Source organism: Cytobacillus sp. IB215665 (genome assembly GCF_033963835.1).
GTDB lineage: Bacteria > Bacillota > Bacilli > Bacillales > SM2101 > Nanhaiella.
On the sequence record NZ_JAXBME010000001.1, the window covers coordinates 18,623 to 43,119 of the forward strand.

The window sequence follows — 24,497 nt, forward strand, 5'->3', positions numbered from 1 at the left end:
GAAAAAAATATCGAATAAAGGGGGTACTCAAATGGGGTATCAAGCAGGTCATTATGACGTAATTGTTATCGGTGCAGGCCATGCAGGTTGTGAAGCAAGTTTAGCTTCAGCAAGGCTAGGAGCTAAAACTTTGCTACTTACTATTAATTTAGATATGGTTGCTTTTATGCCTTGTAATCCTTCTGTAGGGGGTCCAGCTAAAGGCATCGTCGTTCGTGAAATTGATGCTTTAGGCGGTGAGATGGCAAAAAATATTGATAAAACTTATATTCAAATGAGAATGTTGAATACTGGGAAAGGTCCAGCAGTTAGAGCTTTACGTGCTCAAGCCGATAAGTTCTTATATCAACATGAGATGAAGAAAACGTTAGAAAACGAACAGAACCTAACATTAATGCAAGGGATGGTTGAACGATTAGTTATAGAAGATGGAGTGTGTACTGGTGTTATCACTCAAACAGGTGCAATTTTTAAAGCGAGTACAGTTGTTATAACAACTGGGACCTTTTTACGAGGAGAGATCATTTTAGGTGATTTAAAATATTCTAGTGGACCAAACAATCAACAACCATCCATTAATTTATCTAAACATTTAGAGGAACTAGGATTTGATTTAGTTAGATTCAAAACAGGGACACCACCTCGTGTAAACAGTCATTCTATTGATTATAGTAAAACTGAAATTCAGCCAGGTGATGAAGTTCCTCGAGCTTTTTCATATGAATCTGTAAAAGAAATGGCTGACCAATTACCTTGCTGGTTAACGTATACAAGTGAGCATACACATAAAATAATCGATGATAACCTTCATCGTTCTCCAATGTATTCAGGTATGATAAAAGGGACAGGACCACGTTATTGTCCTTCAATAGAAGATAAAGTTGTCCGTTTTAACGATAAACCACGCCATCAAATCTTTTTAGAGCCTGAAGGAAAAAATACGCAGGAAGTATATGTACAAGGTTTATCTACTAGCTTACCAGAGGATGTCCAACAACAAATACTTTCCACAATCCCTGGACTTGAAAATGTCCAAATGATGAGAGCAGGCTATGCAATTGAGTATGATGCGATTGTTCCTACTCAATTATGGCCTACCTTAGAAACGAAGAACATACAAAACCTATACACCGCAGGTCAAATAAACGGAACTTCAGGATATGAAGAAGCGGCGGGTCAAGGAATCATGGCTGGGATCAATGCAGCAAATCGTGCTTTAGGAAAAGAAGAATTAATCTTAAGTCGTTCTGATGCGTATATCGGTGTTTTAATTGATGATCTAGTAACAAAAGGAACGAACGAGCCATACAGATTGTTGACTTCAAGAGCTGAGTATCGTCTATTATTAAGACATGATAATGCTGACTTGCGTTTAACAGATATAGGGTATCGGATTGGCCTTATTCAGGAAGAAAGGTATCAACATTATATTGCTAAGAAAAAAGCAATTGAACTAGAGAAAAAACGCTTGCAGTCATTTATTATTAAACCTAGTGATATAGTTCAGGAACATATTCGAAATGCTGGTGGTAGTGAACTAAAGGATGGGATTCGTGCATCTGATTTATTAAAAAGACCTGAAATGAGTTATTCAGACATTACAGTTTTAGCTCCTGACGAAGAAGAATTAAATGAAGAGGTTACTGAACAAGTTGAAATTCAAATTAAGTACGAAGGGTATATAGAAAAATCACTACAACAAGTAGAACGTTTAAAGAAAATGGAGAATAAAAAAATCCCAGATAACATTGATTATGATATGATTACTGGGATTGCAAATGAAGCAAAACAAAAATTAAATGAAGTAAGACCTTTGTCTGTTGCGCAAGCATCAAGGATTTCAGGAGTTAATCCAGCGGATATTTCAATTTTATTAGTATATATTGAGCAAGGAAGAATAGCTAGAGTGTCGAACGAATAATACCTTGCAAACTTCATTAATCCTATATAAGTCCCTTTATCATCACTAATGGAAAAATAGTTGCGTTCATCTGTGGAGATAAAGGGGAGCTTTTATACAAAGCTCTTTACGTTTTGTTGCTATTAAATTTGTACTATAAGAAATGGCTTTACATGTTAGTAATCATGTTGCAGAAGAAAAGGTGCCAAGAGCTCTAGTTGTATACAAGTTTTATATCCTAATATAAAAAACAACAAACAATGGGGAAACAGCCTTGATAATGAATCATGTCAAACAATTATTTAGCAAGTAGAATAGCTATTCATTGTATAAGTCGAATGTGTTATGATAACATCGTTTGACATGTTGTAAATCAGAGAAATTGTGCAATGAAAGGAATTGATTATGAATATTGAACAGTTTCAGCACATGCTGAATGAACAAGGGATAAAGTTATCCTCTCAACAATTACAACAATTTGAGCTGTACTATGAGTTATTAGTTGAGTGGAATAATAAAATGAACTTAACAGCCATAACTGACAAACAAGAAGTTTATTTGAAGCATTTTTTTGATTCAATTACAGCTGCGTTTCACTTTGATTTTACTAAAAACCTGTCAATTTGTGATGTAGGTGCTGGTGCAGGGTTCCCTAGTATTCCTTTAAAAATTTGTTTTCCGCATTTAAAAATTTCGATTGTTGATTCTTTAAATAAAAGAATTAGCTTTTTACAGCATCTTGCTAATGAGCTGCACTTGGATGATACTTTCTTTTATCACGATCGCGCTGAGACCTTCGGAAGAAAAGCAGAAATACGAGAAAGCTTTGATGTTGTAACTGCTCGAGCAGTGGCGCGTATGTCAGTATTGTGTGAATTATGTTTGCCGTTAGTTAAAAAAGAGGGCGTGTTTTTAGCATTAAAAGCTTCTTCAGTAACAGAAGAGCTAACGAACGGATCAAAAGCAATAAATACTCTAGGTGGTAAACTAATTGATGTTCATCATTTTTTATTACCAATTGAAAATAGCGAACGAAATATTGTTATTATTCAGAAAGAAAAGTCAACACCAAAAAAATATCCAAGAAAGCCAGGAACACCAAACAAGTTACCGATTGAATAATGGAATGTTTCACGTGAAACATTTAATAGTAAAATGTAATAGCAGGAACTTTATCCTTTTATAGAGAATATTAATTGAGGAGTTTCTAAAAGGTGGTGTGTATCATATGAAACATCATTTTTCACGAATCTTTGGACTAAGTGAAAAAGAAGAAAGAGAAATTATCGAAACAACAGAAAATGAAGAAATTAAACAATTGCACGTAACGGATATCATCCCAAACCGATATCAGCCTCGGTCGGTATTTGCAGAAGAAAAAATTTCTGAATTGGCTTCAACTATTAGAACACATGGAATTATCCAACCAATAGTCGTTCGTATATTAGATGACCAAAAATATGAACTCATTGCGGGAGAACGTAGATGGAGAGCTGTTCAGCAATTGGGATGGGATACGATACCGGCTATTATAAAAAACTATAATGACACAGAAACAGCATCTGTTGCTTTGATAGAAAACCTACAACGCGAGGAATTATCAGCAATAGAAGAAGCGATAGCATATGCCAAATTACTAGAATTACATAATTTAACTCAGGAAGCGTTAGCTCAACGTCTTGGGAAAGGTCAATCAACAGTTGCAAATAAATTACGCTTGCTAAAGCTTCCAAATGAAATACAGCAAGCTTTAATGGAAAAGAAAATTACCGAACGCCACGCAAGGGCATTAATTGCATTAAAAGATCCAAGAAAACAAATTCAGTTATTACATGAAATTATTGAGAAACATTTTAATGTCAAGCAAACAGAAGATCGTGTTGTAAAACTATTAGAACAATCAAATGTTAAAAAGAAGGCTAGTAGAAAGGCATTTAGTAAAGATATGAGAATTGCCGTAAATACAATACGTCAATCGTTATCTATGGTTGAAGACACTGGATTATCTATAAATGCTGAAGAAGAAGAATTCGATGAATACTATCAGTTCACAATAAAAATACCAAAGAAGTAAAACCTCATCTCATGAGGTTTTACTTCTTTCGTTGTTTTTTACTATGACATGAGTTCGTAGCACCTTTGCCACAATTAAGTGATGAAGCTCGGAAAAAACCACATCCTACTATATTAATAACTACAACAAAGCTTAAGAGCAAAGCCTTTTCTTTAGCTATGGAGTTGTTTTTACTAATATTAAGAAAATTTATGTGTAACTGTACCTTTTCTCCAGTACAATGCTAACATAGCTACATTAAAAAACTTCTCGTTAGCTAATTTCATGAATAGATCCCAATTTAAAAACCATTATGATAGACAAATAAGTAATAGTAATATGAGGAAGAGTTTTATTTTTTTGCGAAATTACAGTAAAATAGCATATTTTCATGATAAAATAGTGAAGTGGTAAAATTGATGTTCAATTAAAGGTAGGTGACATCGTGGGAAAAACAATTGCAATTGCTAATCAAAAAGGTGGAGTTGGGAAAACTACAACTTCTGTTAACTTAGGTGCTTGCTTAGCATACATAGGTAAGAAAGTCTTGCTAGTAGACATTGATCCACAAGGAAATGCAACTAGCGGAGCAGGGATTGAAAAGGCAGAAGTAGATCAGTGTATTTATGATATATTAGTTGAAGATATTGATGCAGAAGAAGTCACAATCCCAACAAAAGTTGAAAACTTGTATGCTATACCTGCGACCATTCAGCTTGCTGGTGCTGAAATAGAACTTGTTCCTACTATTTCACGTGAAGTGCGCTTAAAAAGGGCATTAGAACGTATTAAAGACCAATATGATTATATAATTATTGACTGTCCACCGTCGCTAGGATTATTAACTATTAATTCTTTAACTGCTTCTGACGCAGTGTTAATACCTGTACAATGTGAATATTATGCGCTTGAAGGTTTAAGTCAGCTTCTTAATACTGTTAGACTTGTTCAAAAACATTTAAATACTGAACTTACTATTGAAGGGGTTCTACTTACAATGTTAGATGCTAGAACAAATTTAGGGATTCAAGTGATTGATGAAGTGAAAAAGTACTTTCAAGATAAAGTATATCGAACGATTATTCCACGTAATGTAAGGTTAAGTGAAGCACCTAGTCATGGTGAACCAATTATCATATATGATCCAAAATCAAGAGGAGCAGAAGTTTATTTAGATCTAGCAAAGGAAGTGGTTGCAAATGGCTAAAGGTCTTGGAAAAGGTATTAATGCTCTATTTGCAAGTATGGATGTGGGAAATGAAGAAATTGTTCAAGAGGTAAAAATTAACGAGTTAAGACCAAATCCATATCAACCTCGAAAAACATTTCAACCAGAGGCAATCGACGAACTAAAAGAGTCTATCCTACAGCACGGAATATTACAACCACTAATTGTTAGGAAAAGCATTAAAGGGTTTGAAATTGTTGTAGGTGAACGTCGATTTAGGGCTGCTAAAGAGGCTGATTTATCAACTGTGCCAGTTGTTATTAGAGATTTATCAGAACAACAGATTATGGAACTCGCTCTATTAGAAAATTTACAGAGAGAGGATTTAACTCCTATCGAAGAAGCACTAGCTTACCAAACTTTAATTGATAAATTAGAGTTTACACAAGAGCAGTTAGCACAGCGGTTAGGAAAAAGTCGCCCTCATATCGCAAACCATCTTCGCTTGTTAGCTCTTCCTAAATCAATCCAAGTGCTCATTTCTGAAGGGAAACTAACAATGGGACACGGGAGGACTTTGCTAGGCTTAAAAAATAAAGAAAAGACGAAAAAACTAGCTGAAAAAGTGATAAATGAACAATTAAATGTGAGACAACTAGAACAATTAGTTCAACAACTTAATAAAGATGTTCCACGTGAAACATCTAAGCCGAAAAAAGAAAAGAACATTTTTATTAGGGAAAGAGAATCAATATTACGTGATCGGTTTGGGACGCCTGTTGTCATAAAACAAAATAAGAAAAAAGGAAAAATTGAAATTGAGTTTTTCTCAGAGGAAGATTTAGAAAGAATATTAGATATATTAGATACACCTACAAAATGATTTTCAATGAGCCATCATTAGCGGTGGCTTTTTTTTATTAGTTATTTTATATTATAGTGAATGCAACCAGAAGGGGATATGAAATGGTATTACTTGGAACTGTGATTAATTGTGTATCAATCGTTGTTGGTACGTTATTTGGAATGTTCATGCAAAGAATTCCAGAGAGAGTGAAAACGACTGTTTTACAAGGGATTGGTTTATCCGTCTTCATATTAGGAATACAGATGGGACTCAAAAGTGAACAATTTATCCTTGTAATCTTAAGTTTAGCTCTAGGAGGAATACTAGGTGAACTTTGGGGCTTAGATGACAAATTAAATTTGTTAGGTAAATGGCTGGAAAATAAAATAGGGACAAAGGATGAAGGTGCAGTTGCTAAAGGTTTTGTGACGGCAACATTAATATTCGTTATAGGGGCTATGGCAATTTTAGGTGCACTTGATAGTGGATTGAGAAACGATCACAATATACTATTCACTAAATCAATACTTGATGGATTTACTAGCTTTGTATTGGCTACAACATTAGGTGTCGGAGTAATTTTTTCTGCTATACCAGTGTTTATTTATCAAGGTTCATTAGCGATGTTTGCTACTCAAATCGACAAATGGATACCACCAAAGTTGATGGAATTACTCATAGTAGAAATCACAGCAACAGGTGGTATAATGATAATCGCTATAGGATTAAATATGTTAGGGATAACAAAAATCCGTGTTGCAAACATGTTACCAAGTCTGTTGTTTGTATCATTATTTGTGACAGTATTGTATTTTTGGCCAATTTTACCGTAAATTAATGAATCTTGTTGATAATTGTAACTACAAAACCATTCTTGCAACAATATTTTAACAAGTTGGCTCTTTCATAAACTTTGTTGCTATAGTTCTTAAATTAGAAGGAAAAAATATGTCACTATCTTGTTTAATTATTAGTATGACAAATAATAATCTATGCAAAACAGCCAACAAGTTATTGATGACTGCACCATGTACATTTTTTAATATGGTGCAGGATTTTTTATACGAACTAGCGAAGGAACCTAGATGATAGTTCTTTTAAACTATATTGGTTGTGTGCCTCATTAATGGCATTTGCTATCGTTTTAGCCATACTCATGACAATATGTAATCTAGTATTTTGTAGGACAAAAAACTCCATAAACCCACTCACGTTTACAATTCCCGTCATATGAATATCGCCTACTGCAGGTAATTCTTTATTTACCCCAGCACCTGGTTTAACAGGTCCATCTCCAATTGAAATATAACCTACACTATTTAATTTCCCTAAACAAGCATCAATACCAATGATAAATGGATTCCGGTAAGCGTTATTAATTTCTATTAACTTATCTTTCAGATTTACAGCATGAATAGGATCCTCTAACGTTCCATATACATGAAAATGAGTCAAATTCTTTTCCTCAAGTTTTGAACCTACTAATGGTCCAAGTGAATCACCAGTTGATCGATCGGTACCAATACAGACGAATACAATTGGTTGCTGAATTTCTTGTGGTAAGGAGGAAAGGAGTTTTGTTGCTAAGCTATTAATTGCGTGACCATCCTCATGAGACACACGAGTACTTTCATTAACAATATTTAAAAATTTCGGTTTAAGATTCATAGCTTTCACTCCTTTGTAATAGTAGTAACAGTATACGGAGGAAAAATTAAAACTATACATAAAATAGTTAAATGAAAAGAGGGAGCATGAGTATGTTAAAGTCTGGATTGAAGTGGATGTTTTTAATATTAGGCACAATGATTGGAGCAGGCTATGCATCTGGAAGAGAGATTTGGCAGTTTTTTGGACAAGAAAGTGGACTTGCTATCATCATTTTTACTTTAATATTTATCATTAGTTGCTTTGTCATTATGAAAATAAGTTACGAGGAGCAATCTGAACATTTTCTACCTGTCTTGCAAAGACTAGTAGGTAAACGATTATCTTTAGCATATGATTGGATGATAATATTATATTTATTTACTACTACTGTTGTTATGCTTGCAGGTGGAGGAGCTACACTAGAAATATTACAGATTCCATATTGGATAGGAATATTAATTTTTTGCTTCATGCTTGTATTCTTGTTTATATGGGATTTAAAAGGAATTGTATCCATTAATATTTTTATTCTACCGATTTTAATTATTAGTTTAATGGTAACATTATTTCTGTTTTTATATAAAAATGGACAAAGTATTAATCTCAATCTTAATGAACAATCAAATTGGCCGTCTGCATTTACTTTTACAGCATTAAATATTCTACCTTTAGTTGCTGTTCTTTCAGCAATTGGTAAAGAAATAAAAAGGGTTGGTGAGGCATGGATTGCAAGTATAGGGAGTGGCTTATTATTAGGGATTATTTCATTTATTTATAATCAGTCATTATTACAAATAGCTAGTGAAATGATACTTTATGAGATTCCGTTATTTGGAGTATTGAAATACTTTCCATATGCCATGTTGATTATTATGTCATTTTTATTATGGTCAGCCATCTATACAACTGCTGCTTCTGGCATATTCGGTTTAACAACGAGATTTCGAAAGAAAATAAAGCTCCCGTTTTGGCTCCTTGCATTGTTAACTTTAATTACTATGATTCCGTTTACGTCATTTGGATTTGCTACATTAGTATCTGTTCTCTATCCTATCTATGGTGTCATAAATTTATATTTGCTTGCAGCAATATTGATCCATCCTATTGCAAATCGGTATAAATGGGAATGAAAACTTGGTAATATAGTAGTATCGACTTTACTATAAGCAGTTTCCTGAATATTAAAGGCTCTTTTCGTAAACATTGTTGCTATTGTTATTAAGTTAGAACTATAAAAAGTGGTTTTATGTTGTTAGTCATCATTGTACAGAAGAAAAGATGCCACGAACGATAGTTATAATCGTATGTAGCTCTAATTATGAAAAACAACAATCAATGCGAAAACAGTCATGTTAAATGATGAAAATAGATGTATGAAAGGATAGTGTAAGTTGGAAAATAAACAATTTGGAATAAATGATATCGTTGAAATGAAAAAGCAACACCCTTGTGGTGTGAATAGATGGAAAATTATCCGTATGGGTATGGACATTAGGATTAAATGTGAAGGGTGTGGACATAGTGTAATGCTTCCAAGAAAAGAATTCACACGTAAAATGAAAAAAATTATTGAAAAATATGAGGAATAATTTAAAGTTATCCGTACTTTAGTTAGTAAAAAAACATGCTAATTTGAAATAACCTCTTATAAGGGTGATACGAAGGTGAGAGTAAAGTATAAAACAGCTTGTCCGTTAAATTGTTGGGATAGTTGTGGTTTTGAAGTAACAGTTGAAAATAATATGGTTGTAAAAATTGAAGGAGATCAAGATCACCCGATTACAAAAGGTAAAATTTGTGGAAGGGGTAGGATGCTTGAACACCGAGCAAATTCTAATGAAAGAGTAAAATATCCACTAAAAAAAGTGAATGGGACGTTTCAAAGAATTTCATGGGAGCAAGCGCTAAATGAAATTTCTAATAAACTAGCTGCTATTAAGAAAACATACGGTACGACAGCAGTACTTCATAGCCATGATTACTCAAATAGTGGATTGTTAACAAACCTTGATAAACGTTTCTTTAATTGCTATGGAGGAGTTACGGAACTAACAGGTAGCATTTGTTGGGGAGCAGGCATAGAAGCACAAACTTGGGATTTCGGTGATTCATATAGTCATAGTCCAGATGACGTATTTAATAGCAAAAATATAGTGATTTGGGGTAGAAATGTAGCGCGTACGAACATGCATTTATACGCTAATTTAACCAAAGCCAAAAAGCAAGGTGCGAATATTATAGTTATTGATCCAATGTCAAATGCAACTGCAAAATTAAGTAATGAATATGTTTCGATTAAGCCTGGTATGGACGGTTTGTTAGCGATAGGTATTATGAAAGAGATCGTGCGCCTCAATTTACAAGATCAACAATTTATTGATGACCATACGCTTGGCTATAGTGATTTACTGAACATACTTGAAGAAATAACACTAGATGAACTTGAAGAGCTTACAGATGTATCGAAAGATATTATGACAAAATTAGCTCATATATATGCGAATGAGCCAACAATGACTTATTTAGGTTTAGGTATGCAAAGATATACAAATGGAGGGAATACGATCCGTTTGATCGATGCTTTGGTTGCAATAAGTGGTAATATCGGTATTCCTGGTGGAGGTGTGAATTTTGCTAATAAGCAAGTCGGTGAAAGCTTTGACATAAATGCACTGTCATTGCCAAATCGCAGACATCATAAAAGGACATTTACCATGATGCAACAAGCAGAAGGGATTCTTTTAGCTAATGATCCGCCTATTAAAATGGTCTTTGTTACATGTGGAAACCCAGTTACACAAGTACCAAATACAAATCGAGTGAAACAAGCTTTTTCAAAGGTAGACACGATAGTTGTTGTAGAACAATTTATGACTGATACTGCTCAGATGGCTGATTATGTATTACCAACTACGACCGTATTTGAAGAAGAGGACGTGTATTATTCGTCTATGTATCATCATTACGTGAATTATGGTTCAAAATTAGTCGAGCCTCCCGGTGAAGTAAAATCGGAATTAATGATATGGACAGAGTTGGCAAAACGCTTAAGTTTTGCAGATGATTTTGCATTTGATAGAGAACAATTTATTAATATTGGGTTAGGAGATTTAGTTACAAAAGGTATTACACTTGAGAGATTAAGAAAGTATGATCATTTACCTTTACCTATTGATCATGTTCCTTGGAGTGATAAGAAGTTTATGACAGCAAGTGGAAAGTATGAATTTACTTCATCACAAGCAACCCAAAAAGGTTTTGATGGCCGGTTACGAATTGATTATCCACTTGAATCAAAACAAAAAAATCCAGATCTCCTTGGAAAATATCCATATACTTTGTTGTCCATTCATCCATTGAGATCAAATCATTCGCAACACTATCATCTTATTGATTCTATGCAAGAAATTAAGGTAGAGGTATCAAAAGATGTTGCTGAAAAAGAAAGACTACAAGAAGATGATCTTGTAAAAGTGTTTAATGAACGTGGAGAACTAGAGGGACGTGTGCGAATTTTGAAAGAAGCCCATCGCAATACAATTAATATAGATGAAGGTCAGTGGAGTAAGTTTGGTGGAAGTGTTAATTTGCTCACTCCAAATCGTATTTCAGATAATGGGATGGGGAGCACTTTGTTTGATTGTGTTGTAGCGATTGAAAAAATATAACTCCTTGTTTTTTTAACTAGGAATCACTATAATTGGGAAAGACTGAATTGATAGCGGATAAATAAGAGGAGTGAAATTACAATGGCTTTAACTGCAGGAATTGTGGGTCTACCGAATGTTGGTAAATCTACGCTTTTTAATGCAATTACTCAAGCGGGAGCTGAATCAGCAAACTACCCGTTTTGTACAATAGATCCTAATGTAGGCATAGTAGAAGTACCTGATCATCGCTTGGAGAAATTAACGGAGCTTGTTCAGCCGAAAAAGACTGTACCTACAGCATTTGAATTTACAGATATAGCTGGTATTGTTAAGGGAGCAAGTAAAGGTGAAGGTTTAGGTAATAAATTTTTGTCTCATATTCGACAAGTTGATGCTATTTGTCATGTTGTTCGTTGTTTTGTGGATGAAAATATTACTCATGTGTCTGGTCAAGTGGATCCAATTGCAGACATAGAAACAATTAATTTAGAACTAATTTTAGCAGATTTAGAAACTGTAGATAAACGAATTGATCGCGTTGGCAAAATGGCAAAGCAGAAAGATAAAGAAGCGATGTACGAGCACGAGGTGCTTGTGAAGCTGAAGGAAACTTTTGAAAATGAAAAGCCAGCACGTTCAGTTGAGTTTACTGAAGAGCAAATGAAAATTGTTAAAGGACTACACTTATTAACGATTAAACCTATTCTATATGTGGCGAACGTCAGTGAAGAGGAAGTCGCGGATCCTTCAAACAATGAATATGTAACGCAAGTTAGAGAATTTGCAGCAGGAGAAAATTCAGAAGTCATCGTAGTATGCGCAAAAATTGAATCTGAGATTGTTGAGCTTGAAGGGGAAGAGAAAGAAATGTTTCTTGAAGAGCTCGGAATAGAAGAATCAGGCCTAGATCAACTTATTCGTGCAACCTATAGCTTACTTGGACTAGCTACTTATTTTACAGCCGGTGTTCAGGAGGTTAGAGCATGGACTTTCCGTAAAGGAATGAAGGCTCCTCAATGTGCAGGGGTCATCCATACAGATTTTGAACGTGGCTTTATTAGAGCAGAAACAGTGTCATACGACGACCTTTTAGCGGCAGGTTCTATGACAACGGCGAAGGAAGCTGGTAATGTTCGCTTGGAAGGAAAAGAGTATATTGTTCAAGATGGAGATGTCATTCACTTTCGATTTAATGTGTAAAACAGTATCTATCGTTTAGGCTCTTTTCGTAAACTTTGTTACTACTTTAACTTAATTTGAGAAGCTAGATGATGGTGATAGCCATTGTCTTTGCTTTATAGAAGAAAAGATGTCACGAACGTTAGTTATGTGCGTGTTTGTTGGCAAGCACAATCATGTGAAAACAGCTCGACGTAAAAGTAATGGCTTCACATAATTGTGTTTTGTAAGATTTTTTAGGTGCATGCGCTTAAATGTATATACAAGGGTTAATTTTATTTAACAATAAGAAGCTCGAGTGTCTATCTCTTCGAGGTTACTTCGCCATTTCATTGGAGGACAAAAAGTACCTTCATGTGAAATGGCGAAATGTTTATCAGAAATTTGTAAGGCGCTTGCGATATTCTTCTCCATATGCTATAATCACGTATTGTGAGTAATTAATTCAATTGCTCCTTGCTCTCATTTGAGAGCCGTCAGACCAAAAGGAGGTGACTGTGATGAGAAAATACGAAATTATGTATATCATCCGCCCAAACATTGACGATGAGTCAAAGAAAGCAGTTGTTGAACGTTTTAGCAACGTTTTAACTGAAAAAGGTGCGGAGATTGCTGAAGTAAAAGAATGGGGAAAACGCCGTCTAGCTTATGAAATCAATGATTTCCGTGATGGTTATTATATGATTTTACAAGTAGCTTCTAATGCTGAAGCGATTAACGAATTTGATCGCCTAGCAAAAATTAGTGAAGATATTATTCGCCATATCGTTGTAAAAGAAGAAGAATAAATATAAATTGAAAGAAACTCTGTAAAATAGAGGTTCTTTAAAGGGAGTGGTTCTGATGATGAATCGTGTAATTCTTGTCGGACGATTAACGAAAGATCCAGAATTACGATATACTCCAAGTGGAGTAGCAGTTGCAACCTTTACGTTAGCTGTCAACAGAACATTTACAAATCAGCAAGGTGAACGACAGGCCGATTTTATTAATTGTGTTGTATGGCGTAAACCAGCTGAAAACGTCGCAAACTACTTGAAAAAGGGTAGCTTAGCTGGAGTAGATGGACGTGTTCAAACACGCAACTACGAAGGACAAGACGGTAAACGCGTATATGTAACTGAGATAGTTGCTGAAAGTGTGCAATTTTTAGAGCCGCGATCAGGTAATGAGCAGCGACCTGCAGGCAATAATCACCAAGGAAACCAAGGTGGCTACGAGCAATTTGGACAAAATCAGAACCAACGTAATAATAATAATAATCAAGGGTTTACTCGAGTAAATGACGATCCGTTTGCAAATGATGGACAGCCTATAGACATTTCTGATGACGATTTGCCGTTCTAATTTGCTGAGTAGTTTATTCGATTATTCTTGAACGTGTATATATAAATGAAATAGAAAGGAGGATGAACAATGGCAGGAGGACGCAGAGGAGGACGTGCTAAACGTCGTAAGGTGTGTTATTTCACATCTAACGGTATCACGCACATCGATTACAAAGATATTGATGTACTTAAAAAGTTTGTCTCAGAAAGAGGTAAAATTTTACCACGTCGTGTTACAGGCACAAGCGCTAAATATCAACGTAAATTAACTATTGCTATTAAACGCGCTCGTCAAATGGCATTACTACCTTATGTTACAGGTGAATAATAATTTTTAAAGCAGCGGGGGTTCCTTGCTGCTTTTTCCTTTCTTAAATAGGTACATACTTATGTTAAGTCTTTGTTCCTCAGGCTGTTATAGCTTTAGTGATTATGTCGTACGCAGTATAAATACGCGCATTGACGATCTGTCGTCTGTCTGTCTGAAAATAGCCTTATGTAAAACGAACGTTGTTTATATCCAACTCCAAAGCCTTCATATGAAGTGCCTTCAGTGCTTGCTGGTTAACTAGGCACCATACTCTATTGCTGAGACTGAGCAATCGCATTTACTTTACGTACTAATTATGAATTGATATAGTAAGTGAAGAAAATGAAGAAATTAAGCTAACATGAGGTGGAATTGTGAAGAATGCGAAAGTATTAACAGAAGGAGCTATACTACTAGCAATTTTTATTATTTTAGTGTTCATTTCAATGTACATACCATTCCTTGGATCAGTATCAATATTTTTTCTTCCACTACCAATTATGCTTTTTACGATTAGAAATGGTTTGCGAAATGGCATAATATTAATTATACCTGCTATTTTATTAACAATAGCTGTTGGTTCAATATTGGCAGTACCGCTAGCATTAATGTTTACAAGTGGTGGTATTGTTACAGGGTATTTAATAAAGGAAAAGAAAAGTCATTACATGACACTGTTAGTTGGAACGGTCATATACTTAATTAATATTACATTTATTTATGTTGGATCCATGTTGCTGTTCAAAATTGATTTCATAAATGAAATGACATTATTGATGAATGAGTCAATAACGATGGCTACAAACATGATGGAGGGCTTAGGACAAGATGCAAATGAGCAAGTCCTTAAGCAATTTCAAGCAACAATAGATTTATTACAATACTTAATACCGAGTTTTTTTGTTATGACTGCGTTTTTATTTGCGCTCATTTCGTTAATTGTTTCAATACCGATTATTAAGCGTTTTAATGTAAGTATTGAACCGTGGCCACCTTTTCGAGATCTTATGCTGCCCAAAAGTGTAATTTGGTATTATTTAATTACGATCATTATGTCATTTGTTATAGAAGAAGAATCAAGTTTATTTTTTCCAATGATAAATATTGATTTCATTTTGCAACTACTAATGATTATTCAAGGTATGTCTTTATTATTTTACTTCTTACACCATAAAGGCTATTCCAAAGTTGTTCAATTGTTTGTATTTATCATTTCATTGTTTCTTATACCAATTATTCGATTATTAGGTATAATTGATATAGGATTCGACCTGCGGAAAAGAATAGTATCTAAGCGCTAATGGGCGCATATATCTTAAAATTTAGGAGCTGAAAAACGTGCCTTCGTACTATAAAAAGAGTGTAATTCGGTATCCTATATATGGAATAATTAGCATTTCAATTTTAATGATACTTATTATTACTTTTTATCAATGGATCTACGGAATCATTGCTTTTGTGCTCCTTGTCATCCCTATATATTTTTTTATTAAGTCCGAAAAGGTAATTAACCAATCGATAGAAGACTATATTTCTACTCTTTCCCACCGAGTCAAAAAAGTTGGAGAAGAAGCTTTACTTGAAATGCCTATTGGGATATTACTTTATAACGAACACTTTAATGTCGAATGGAGTAACTCATTTTTGACTTCCTATTTTCCAGAGGATACATTAGTAGGACGTTCACTACATGACATTACAGAGAGCTTAATTCCAATTATTAAGCAAGAAGTTGATGATGATATTATTACGCTTTATGAACGAAAAGTTAAAGTTCATGTAAAGCCAGAAGAACGTCTGATCTATTTCTTTGATGTAACAGAGCAGAAAGAAATTCAAATTCAATATGAGAATGAACGGACTGTACTAGCAGTAATTTTGTTAGATAATTATGATGAAGTTACGCAAGGAGTAGAAGATCAAACAAGAAGTAATTTGAACAGCCAAGTAACGTTTTTATTAAATAAGTGGGCAAAGGAAAACGGGGTTTTTATTAAAAGAACATCATCCGAACGTTTTATCGCTGTGTTAAATGAGTATATCTTGAAGCAATTAGAAACTGAGAGTTTTTCTATATTAGACGATGTTCGAGAAAAAACTTCAAAGCACCATTTGCCTTTAACATTAAGTATTGGTATTGGAGTAGGAGTTTCATCTTTACCTGAGCTAGGAGTACTTGCCCAATCAAGTCTTGATTTAGCACTCGGAAGAGGTGGTGATCAAGTTGCTATTAAGCAAACGAATGGAAAGGTGAAGTTCTACGGAGGAAAAACGAACCCTATGGAAAAAAGGACAAGGGTACGTGCGCGTGTTATATCGCACGCATTGAAAGAACTAGTAACTGAAAGTGATCAAGTATTAATAATGGGACATGTCAACCCTGACATGGATTCAATAGGTTCAGCAATAGGGATTTTAAAAGTTGCTGAAGTGAATGAGAAGAATGGATACATTGTAATAGACAAAGATGATATAGGAACTGGAATCGAACGTCTGATTAATGAGATTAAAAAAGATACAAACTTATGGTCTCGATTTATTACACCTGAACAAGCACTTGAAATAATTACTGACGAGACATTGCTAGTCGTTGTAGATACTCATAAAAGTTCCCTAGTTATTGAAGAAAGATTACTTAATAAAACGGAAAGTGTAGTTGTAATCGATCATCATAGAAGAGGTGAGGACTTCATAGAAGACCCCCTTCTCGTCTATATGGAACCTTACGCATCTTCTACTGCTGAGCTTGTAACAGAGCTATTAGCGTATCAACCTAAAGGTTTAAAGATGGATATGCTTGAAGCAACTTCCTTGTTAGCAGGAATTATCGTAGATACAAAAAGCTTTACGCTTCGCACTGGCTCACGAACTTTTGATGCTGCATCTAATTTACGTGCTCACGGTGCAGATACTATACTCGTTCAAAAATTATTAAAAGAAAATATTGATCATTATGTAAAACGTGCTAATCTAATATCAAAAGCGGTGATCTATCGATCTGGCTTAACAATAGCACTTGGAGATGCTGATGAAACGTATGATCAAGTGTTATTAGCTCAAGCCGCTGACACATTATTATCAATGAATGATGTAACAGCTTCGTTTGTTGTTGCGATGCGTAGTGATCATGTAATTGGAATTAGCGCTCGATCTTTAGGTAATGTAAATGTTCAAGTCATTATGGAAGCTCTCGGCGGCGGTGGTCACTTAACAAATGCAGCAACACAGTTAGAGAACATAACTATTGATGAAGCTAAACAGAAATTAAAGTTAGTACTTGATGATTATTTAGATGGAGGGAAAGAATCATGAAAGTAATATTATTAAAGGATGTTAAAGGGAAAGGAAAAAAAGGGGAAATAAAAAATGTATCTGATGGATACGCTCAAAACTTTCTTTTTAAACAAGGTCTTGCAGTAGAAGCAACAAAAAGTAATATGAGTTCATTAGAAGCGAAGAAAAAAAAGGAAGAGAAGCAGGCTGAAGCAGAACTAGATCAATGCAAAAAACTAAAGGCAGAGCTTGAGAAAATCACTATCGAATTTACTGCGAAAGCTGGTGAAGGTGGCAGATTATTCGGTTCAATTACGAGTAAGCAAATAGCTGAGCAATTAAAAACAAAACATAAAATGAAAATTGACAAACGTAAAATAGAGCTTGCGGATGGAATTAGAGCTTTAGGATTTACAAACGTATCTATTAAACTACATCCAGAAGTATCCGCTTCTGTCAAAGTTCATGTAATAGAGGAATAATTTAATTATACAAAATGAGTGAAAATGTGATTTAATGATAAAGTGTACATTTTTAAACGTACCTTTTTCTAAAAATCACATTTTTTCTATAGGATGGTGAAAGTGGATGAGCGATATGATAATGGATCGCATACCACCGCAAAATATTGAAGCGGAGCAAGCTGTATTAGGTGCTATTTTCCTTGAGTCATCATCATTAACTTTGGCTTCTGAAATATTAATTCCTGAAGATTTTTATCGAGCTGCTCATCAAAAAATCTTTCATGTTATGCTATTACTTTCAGATAAGGGTGAACCTGTTGACTTAGTAACAGTCACGTCAGAATTAGCAGATGGGAAGCTTTTAGAAGAGATCGGTGGACTAAATTATTTAAGTGATTTAGCTAACTCTGTGCCCACTGCAGCAAATATTGAGTATTATGCAAAAATAGTGGAAGAAAAATCTATTTTACGTCGCCTAATTAGAACAGCTTCGACGATTGCTCAAGATGGCTACAGTCGAGAAGACGAAGTAGATGTTCTTTTAAATGAAGCAGAAAAACAAATTATGGATGTTGCCCAAAGGAAGAACGCAGGTGACTTTCAAAGTATAAAAGACGTTCTCGTTCGAACGTATGACAATATAGAATTATTACACAATCGCAAAGGTGATATTACTGGTATACCAACAGGCTTTTCTGAGCTTGATCGAATGACTGCTGGGTTTCAGCGTAATGATCTAATTATTGTTGCAGCACGTCCTTCTGTCGGTAAAACTGCATTTGCGTTAAATATAGCTCAAAACGTTGCTACAAAAACTGATGAAAATGTAGCGATTTTTAGTCTTGAGATGGGTTCAGAGCAACTTGTAATGCGTATGCTCTGTGCTGAAGGAAATATTGATGCCCAAAACTTAAGGACCGGTTCACTCACTCCTGAGGATTGGGGTAAACTAACGATGGCGATGGGGAGCCTTTCTAATTCAGGTATTTACATCGACGATACGCCTGGTATACGTATTAGTGAAATTCGCTCAAAATGCCGACGCCTAAAGCAAGAGAGTGGTCTAGGGATGATTTTAATTGACTACTTACAGCTCATCCAGGGTAGTGGGCGAAGCGGGGAAAATCGTCAGCAGGAAGTCTCTGAAATATCCCGTTCATTAAAAGCACTTGCACGTGAATTAAAAGTCCCTGTTATTGCTCTTTCACAGCTTTCCCGTGGGGTTGAACAAAGACAAGATAAGCGACCGATGATGTCAGATATTCGTGAATCAGGAAGTATCGAGCAAGATGCAGATATCGTTTCCTTCCTCTATCGAGAAGATTATTATGATAAAGAAACAGAAAATCAAAATATAATAGAAATCATTATTGCCAAACAACGTAATGGTCCAGTCGGGACTGTACAATTAGCATTTGTCAAAGAGTATAATAAATTTGTAAACTTAGAGACTCGCTATGGCGATTCAAGTGTTCCTGCTGGAGCATAGTTTAGGAGATTACTAAAATAATAGAGAACCACAAAGTAGAGATTATCTACATGTGGTTCTTTTTTTGTTAACTAATACAATTTTCCGTATTATGAAAAGTTGATCGTCTATATGGAATATGATTTTTGTTACTGAGCAAATAAAGCTAACCATCTATTTATATAATCATCTATTATATGTTGTTTGTCCCAATTGTCATGATGTGTTTTACGCAACAGTCATCGTTATACAGAAAAAAGGTGCTAGTTGTATGCGTGTTTAATTTTTATTACGATCAATCTATTAAAAAAATGTTTAAGCCATTGATTATTATAAACTACGAACAAAATTACTAGAAAAAATAATAATGTTCGGTTTTAATTGACTATACACGATGAAATTGGTACACTAATCATGTTTGATAATAATAAAAATGAAAGTTCGGAAAAAGCGGAGGTGCCTATAGATGGCTTCAGTAGTCGTTGTTGGAACACAATGGGGAGATGAAGGAAAAGGTAAAATTACAGATTTTCTTTCAGCAAATGCAGAAGTAGTTGCAAGGTCTCAAGGTGGAAATAATGCAGGGCATACAATAAAGTTTAACGGTAATACGTATAAGTTACACTTAATACCTTCAGGCATTTTTTATGCTGATAAAATTTGTACGATTGGGAATGGCACGGTAATAGATCCTAAGGCTCTTATTAAGGAACTGAATTATTTGCGCGAACGTGGAGTAAGTACTGAAAATTTACGTATTAGTAATCGTGCACATGTCATTTTACCTTATCACCTTAAACTTGATGAGGTCGAGGAAGAGAGAAAAGGCGCTAACAAAATTGGAACGACGAAAAAGGGCATAGGGCCAGCATATATGGATAAAGCTGCTCGTATAGGTATCCGAATTGCAGACCTTCTTGACCGTGAAGTATTTGAAGAGAAACTAGCTAAAAACCTTGGAGATAAAAATCGTTTATTAGAGAAAATGTACGAGGTAGATGGCTTTAAATTGGAAGATATATTAGATGAATATTATGAGTATGGACAACAATTTGCAAAATATGTTTGTGATACATCTGTTGTGTTAAATGATGCGCTAGATGAAGGACGTAGGGTTCTATTCGAAGGTGCTCAAGGTGTAATGCTAGATATAGATCAAGGAACGTATCCATTTGTAACATCTTCAAATCCAGTCGCAGGCGGAGTAACAATTGGTTCGGGTGTCGGTCCTACTAAAATAAAACATGTTGTAGGAGTGTCAAAAGCATATACGACGCGAGTTGGAGATGGACCATTTCCTACGGAGCTTACGGATGAGGTAGGAGATCAAATTAGAGAAGTAGGACGGGAATATGGTACGACTACTGGTAGACCACGTCGCGTCGGTTGGTTTGATAGTGTAGTTGTTCGACATGCTCGTAGAGTAAGTGGAATCACTGATCTATCACTAAACTCAATTGATGTACTTACAGGAATAGAAACATTAAAAATCTGTGTAGCATACCGTTATAAGGGACAACTTATAGAAGAATTTCCTCCTAGCTTGAAAATGTTAGCTGAGTGTGAGCCAGTATTTGAAGAATTACCTGGCTGGTCAGAGGACATTACAGGAGTCAAAAGTTTAGGAGAGTTACCTGCAAATGCTCGTCATTATCTTGAAAGAGTATCACAGCTAACAGGCATTCCTTTATCAATCTTCTCAGTTGGACCAGATAGATCACAAACAAATGTTGTGCGTAGCGTATATAGTTAATTTTTGTTTCTTGCTTTAGTTTTGTTCAGGTTGATTGTTGTTTTTCACCCTAGAGTCGCGACAGCAGCCTCTAGCAACCATATGTATTTAATAGTCAAAGTCTATTTTAAAATAAGACAGAAGGGCTAAAATGAGTAACTTTTAGCCCTTCTGTCTGTTAAAAAGGTTGTATCGTTTTGGTTGTTGTTTTCGATTATTGTATTAATATACGCTTTTACAACTAATGCTCGTAGAATTTTGCTACTATAAAAATAATTGCAATCCAATATTGTCTTATTAATTTAGTCAACATAATAACACAGCTTACAAAAAGAGCCTAAAAAATAATTAAAATACTATTGCATTTTATTTTGAAAATATGTTAGTATATTAAATGTCGCTGATAATCAATTGAGATTTTATGATTATATGGCCCGTTGGTCAAGTGGTTAAGACACCGCCCTTTCACGGCGGTAACACGGGTTCGAATCCCGTACGGGTCACTTATAAAAATTAAGTATTACATAATAAACTGTATACAATATTTGGTCCCGTGGTGTAGCGGTTAACATGCCTGCCTGTCACGCAGGAGATCGCGGGTTCGATTCCCGTCGGGACCGCCATTTTATTACTTAAAAAACTAAGAAATTATTAATGAATAGCAAATATGGCTCGGTAGCTCAGTCGGTAGAGCAGAACGTAAACATCTATGAAATGACATCAGTGTAGTTCTGTGAGGAGCAATGTCTTGCAAAAGAGATGCGACGAGCAAAGATATGAGTATTTGACTAAAAGGTAAGATATAAAAGCACAATTTATTATGGCTCGGTAGCTCAGTCGGTAGAGCAAAGGACTGAAAATCCTTGTGTCGGCGGTTCGATTCCGTCCCGAGCCACTGTCAAAGTATGGTCTGTATAGATCATACTTTTTTAATTAAATGATAATGTTGGTAATAATTCTAGTAGAATGCTAGCTTTTATTACCTTGTATTTTACAAAAGACACTATTAAATTACAGCTATAATACAATTATGTTACATCTTTTGATCTAGTATGCCATTATTTTTATTTTATGATAAAGTAATAGAGTGTTTAATAGAGAAATTTGTCACATTAATAAAAAGAATTTTCTCTCCCAAGGCGATGGAGAAACCTGTTTTAGGAGGAAAAGTAGTGTTAAAACAAACAAACATATATACTAAAGTACGCCATATGATTAAACCTGTTAACTTTGATAAGAAAGCGCTTAGTATCGTCAAAAAAGCAATGGTCACGACGGTAGCAGTCGCAACACTAACAGTTGGTTCTGTAGAAGCTGCTAATAGTGCATCAGAAATATCTACAATCTATCATGTATATGTTAACGGAGAAAATATTGGAACAGTAGATGACAAAAAGACTATTGAGAAGGCTGTAAACGACAAGATGAAAAAGATGGACGATCGTAACGGTTATCTTGAATTTTCTGTAGGAGAACAGTTAACCTACATACCAGAAAAAGTCTTTAGTCCTATCGTTAATAATGAAACTACCGCTAAGAAAGTTAAAAATAACATAGAGATATATGCTGCATCAGCTGCAATTAATGTTAACGGAGAACCAATAGCTTATTTTGCAAACGAAGAAGAAGCAAATGAAGTGTTGAAAAAGATCAAAACGTCTTACGTGTCAGCAAAAGAGTTAGAAAAACTAGAGCTACAACAAAAGATGAATGAATTACCGAATGACTTATCGAATGAATTACCGCCACTGAAGGAAGGCGAATCACGAATTATTGACGTATCTTTTGATGAATCAGTTAAAGTTACTAAAGATGACATTTCACCAGATAATATCATTACTGTTGACCAAGGTGTTTCTTTATTAAAGAAAGGGACGTTGGCAGAAAAAAAATATGAAATTAAACAAGGTGATGTCTTAGGAAGTATTGCTAATGCTCATGATTTAAGCACAGAAGAACTTCTTAAACTTAATCCAGATATATCCGAAAAGACTATTTTGCAAATTGGTCAGCAATTAAATGTTACACAGTATGAACCATATGTACATGTTCTCGTGAAAGAAGAACATTATAAACGAGTTGTAATGCCATTTAAAACCGAGACGATTGAAAAAGATACAATGTATAAAGGTGATCAAAAGGTAAATCAAGAAGGTCAAAATGGTGAGAAACTAGAGAATATTATTATTGTAAAAGATAATGGTACGCAAATAGAAAAAACAACGATTAAAGAAGAAGTTACTAAAGAACCTGTAAATAAAATTATTTTCAAAGGTACGAAGGTTGTGCCATCACGTGGAACTGGTACTCTATTATGGCCAGCCTCAGGCGGTTATGTTTCAAGTGAAATGGGACAGCGATGGGGAAAGCTGCACAAAGGTATGGATATTGCGAGACCGAGTAATTATACGATTAAAGCTGCAGACAATGGAGTCGTTGAATTTGCAGGATGGGATGGAGGATATGGGAATCGAATTGTTATTAATCATAACAACGGTATAAAGACAACATATTCACATCTGTCATCAATAAGCGTCTCAGTTGGACAAACGATTGAAAAAGGTCGCAAAATAGGTGTGATGGGATCGACAGGTAATTCAACTGGAACTCATTTACATTTTGAAGTGTACAAAAATGGAAGTGTACAAAATCCGAGAAACTTCTTACAGTAACCTCTAGCATTGCTAGAGGTTTTTTTGTAATTCATATACTCGTCATGATAAAGTAAGGGTACAGAATGTTCCGGGAAAGGAGTCTTTCTATGAAAAATAAAGTTCTTGTAGTAGACGATGAAAAACCAATTGCTGATATTTTAAAATTCAATCTAGAAAAAGAAGGTTATGAAGTTACATGTGCTTACGATGGAGTTGAAGCACTTAATCAAGTTGAAGAGGTAAAACCGAGTATTATATTACTCGATATTATGCTCCCACTAAAAGATGGGATGGAAGTTTGTCGAGAAGTAAGGAAAAAATATGATATGCCAATCATTATGCTAACAGCAAAGGACACAGAAATTGATAAAGTTCTTGGTTTAGAATTAGGAGCAGATGATTATGTAACAAAGCCGTTCAGTACTAGAGAGTTACTTGCACGCGTAAAAGCAAATTTACGAAGGCATCAACTCATCCCAGAAGAAGATACATCACAAGATGACAATAATTATTTATCAATTGGACCACTAGTCATACAACCTGATGCTTATGTTGTTTCAAAACGTGGTGAAACGATAGAACTGACTCACCGCGAGTTCGAATTATTACATTATTTAGCAAAGCACCTAGGTCAAGTAATGACAAGAGAGCATTTGCTTCAAACAGTGTGGGGTTATGATTATTTTGGCGATGTTCGTACAGTCGATGTCACAGTTAGACGCCTCCGTGAAAAAATTGAAGATAACCCTAGCGATCCGATTTGGATTGTTACTAGAAGGGGTGTTGGCTACTACTTACGAAATCCAGAGCAGGAGTAAATT

Annotated in this window: 21 protein-coding genes and 3 tRNA genes; 23 read left to right on the forward strand and 1 reads right to left on the reverse strand. The window is 34.9% G+C overall.

The genetic code is table 11. The features are described from left to right. The first annotated feature begins 31 nt into the window (after positions 1-31). The 6 genes from mnmG (at position 32) to SLH52_RS00105 (ending at position 6,801) form a co-directional block, all read left to right on the forward strand. A complete protein-coding gene (gene mnmG / locus SLH52_RS00080) occupies positions 32-1,921 on the forward strand; it encodes a tRNA uridine-5-carboxymethylaminomethyl(34) synthesis enzyme MnmG (RefSeq protein WP_320207282.1) in 1,890 nt (629 codons plus the stop codon). A gap of 384 nt (positions 1,922-2,305) precedes the next feature. Further along, complete coding sequence (rsmG, locus tag SLH52_RS00085; protein ID WP_320207283.1) at positions 2,306-3,022, forward strand: 16S rRNA (guanine(527)-N(7))-methyltransferase RsmG; 717 nt, start codon at positions 2,306-2,308, stop codon at positions 3,020-3,022. 106 nt (positions 3,023-3,128) lie between these two features. Then, positions 3,129-3,974: a nucleoid occlusion protein gene (gene noc, locus SLH52_RS00090; RefSeq protein ID WP_320207284.1), complete on the forward strand. Its 846-nt coding sequence runs from the start codon at positions 3,129-3,131 to the stop codon at positions 3,972-3,974. A gap of 424 nt (positions 3,975-4,398) precedes the next feature. After that, complete coding sequence (locus tag SLH52_RS00095; RefSeq protein WP_214482804.1) at positions 4,399-5,160, forward strand: ParA family protein; 762 nt, start codon at positions 4,399-4,401, stop codon at positions 5,158-5,160. Beyond that, entirely contained in the window at positions 5,153-6,004 is an 852-nt protein-coding gene (locus SLH52_RS00100; RefSeq protein ID WP_320207285.1) for a ParB/RepB/Spo0J family partition protein, read from the forward strand. Before SLH52_RS00095 ends, SLH52_RS00100 begins: the two co-directional genes overlap by 8 nt. Before the next feature lie 83 nt (positions 6,005-6,087). Further along, a complete protein-coding gene (locus SLH52_RS00105; RefSeq protein WP_320207286.1) occupies positions 6,088-6,801 on the forward strand; it encodes a DUF554 domain-containing protein in 714 nt (237 codons plus the stop codon). A gap of 235 nt (positions 6,802-7,036) precedes the next feature. Here the strand turns inward: SLH52_RS00105 and yyaC are convergent, their stop codons facing one another. Then, positions 7,037-7,636, reverse strand: a complete 600-nt coding sequence (yyaC, locus tag SLH52_RS00110; RefSeq protein WP_320207287.1) for a spore protease YyaC — start codon at positions 7,634-7,636, stop codon at positions 7,037-7,039. A 92-nt stretch (positions 7,637-7,728) separates the two neighbouring features. Between yyaC and SLH52_RS00115 the strand changes: the two genes are divergently transcribed. From SLH52_RS00115 to yycF, 17 genes are all read left to right on the forward strand, one after another. Next, positions 7,729-8,748 (forward strand): hypothetical protein, encoded by a 1,020-nt coding sequence (locus tag SLH52_RS00115; RefSeq protein ID WP_214482808.1) that lies wholly within the window; start codon positions 7,729-7,731, stop codon positions 8,746-8,748. 261 nt (positions 8,749-9,009) lie between these two features. After that, entirely contained in the window at positions 9,010-9,207 is a 198-nt protein-coding gene (locus SLH52_RS00120) for a DUF951 domain-containing protein (protein WP_320207288.1), read from the forward strand. 75 nt (positions 9,208-9,282) lie between these two features. Then, positions 9,283-11,286 (forward strand): molybdopterin-dependent oxidoreductase, encoded by a 2,004-nt coding sequence (locus SLH52_RS00125; RefSeq protein ID WP_320207289.1) that lies wholly within the window; start codon positions 9,283-9,285, stop codon positions 11,284-11,286. Between the two features lie 81 nt (positions 11,287-11,367). Next, positions 11,368-12,468 (forward strand): redox-regulated ATPase YchF, encoded by a 1,101-nt coding sequence (ychF, locus tag SLH52_RS00130; RefSeq protein ID WP_320207290.1) that lies wholly within the window; start codon positions 11,368-11,370, stop codon positions 12,466-12,468. 479 nt (positions 12,469-12,947) lie between these two features. Then, a complete protein-coding gene (gene rpsF / locus SLH52_RS00135; protein ID WP_214482812.1) occupies positions 12,948-13,235 on the forward strand; it encodes a 30S ribosomal protein S6 in 288 nt (95 codons plus the stop codon). 55 nt (positions 13,236-13,290) lie between these two features. Continuing rightward, a complete protein-coding gene (gene ssb, locus SLH52_RS00140) occupies positions 13,291-13,794 on the forward strand; it encodes a single-stranded DNA-binding protein (protein WP_320207291.1) in 504 nt (167 codons plus the stop codon). Between the two features lie 69 nt (positions 13,795-13,863). Continuing rightward, the gene (gene rpsR / locus SLH52_RS00145; RefSeq protein ID WP_214482814.1) at positions 13,864-14,103 is read left to right on the forward strand and encodes a 30S ribosomal protein S18; all 240 of its coding nucleotides are present in this window, start codon (positions 13,864-13,866) and stop codon (positions 14,101-14,103) included. A gap of 356 nt (positions 14,104-14,459) precedes the next feature. Further along, positions 14,460-15,386 (forward strand): YybS family protein, encoded by a 927-nt coding sequence (locus tag SLH52_RS00150; protein WP_320207292.1) that lies wholly within the window; start codon positions 14,460-14,462, stop codon positions 15,384-15,386. A gap of 37 nt (positions 15,387-15,423) precedes the next feature. Beyond that, a complete protein-coding gene (locus tag SLH52_RS00155; protein ID WP_320207293.1) occupies positions 15,424-17,397 on the forward strand; it encodes a DHH family phosphoesterase in 1,974 nt (657 codons plus the stop codon). After that, on the forward strand, positions 17,394-17,840 hold the full coding sequence (gene rplI, locus SLH52_RS00160) for a 50S ribosomal protein L9 (RefSeq protein ID WP_320207294.1): 447 nt from the start codon (positions 17,394-17,396) through the stop codon (positions 17,838-17,840). Before SLH52_RS00155 ends, rplI begins: the two co-directional genes overlap by 4 nt. A 106-nt stretch (positions 17,841-17,946) precedes the next feature. Then, positions 17,947-19,311 carry a replicative DNA helicase gene (dnaB, locus tag SLH52_RS00165; RefSeq protein ID WP_214482818.1) on the forward strand — a complete coding sequence of 455 codons (1,365 nt, stop codon included), beginning with the start codon at positions 17,947-17,949 and terminating at the stop codon, positions 19,309-19,311. A gap of 445 nt (positions 19,312-19,756) precedes the next feature. Next, positions 19,757-21,043, forward strand: a complete 1,287-nt coding sequence (locus SLH52_RS00170; protein WP_320207295.1) for an adenylosuccinate synthase — start codon at positions 19,757-19,759, stop codon at positions 21,041-21,043. 410 nt (positions 21,044-21,453) lie between these two features. Then, positions 21,454-21,525: transfer RNA gene (locus SLH52_RS00175), tRNA-Glu, on the forward strand. 44 nt (positions 21,526-21,569) lie between these two features. Further along, positions 21,570-21,645 (forward strand) — tRNA-Asp (locus SLH52_RS00180). Positions 21,646-21,844: 199 nt separating this feature from the next. Continuing rightward, positions 21,845-21,917: transfer RNA gene (locus SLH52_RS00185), tRNA-Phe, on the forward strand. Positions 21,918-22,194: 277 nt separating this feature from the next. Beyond that, positions 22,195-23,694 carry a M23 family metallopeptidase gene (locus SLH52_RS00190; RefSeq protein WP_320207296.1) on the forward strand — a complete coding sequence of 500 codons (1,500 nt, stop codon included), beginning with the start codon at positions 22,195-22,197 and terminating at the stop codon, positions 23,692-23,694. Positions 23,695-23,783: 89 nt separating this feature from the next. Continuing rightward, the gene (gene yycF, locus SLH52_RS00195) at positions 23,784-24,494 is read left to right on the forward strand and encodes a response regulator YycF (RefSeq protein WP_320207297.1); all 711 of its coding nucleotides are present in this window, start codon (positions 23,784-23,786) and stop codon (positions 24,492-24,494) included. Positions 24,495-24,497: the final 3 nt, after the last annotated feature.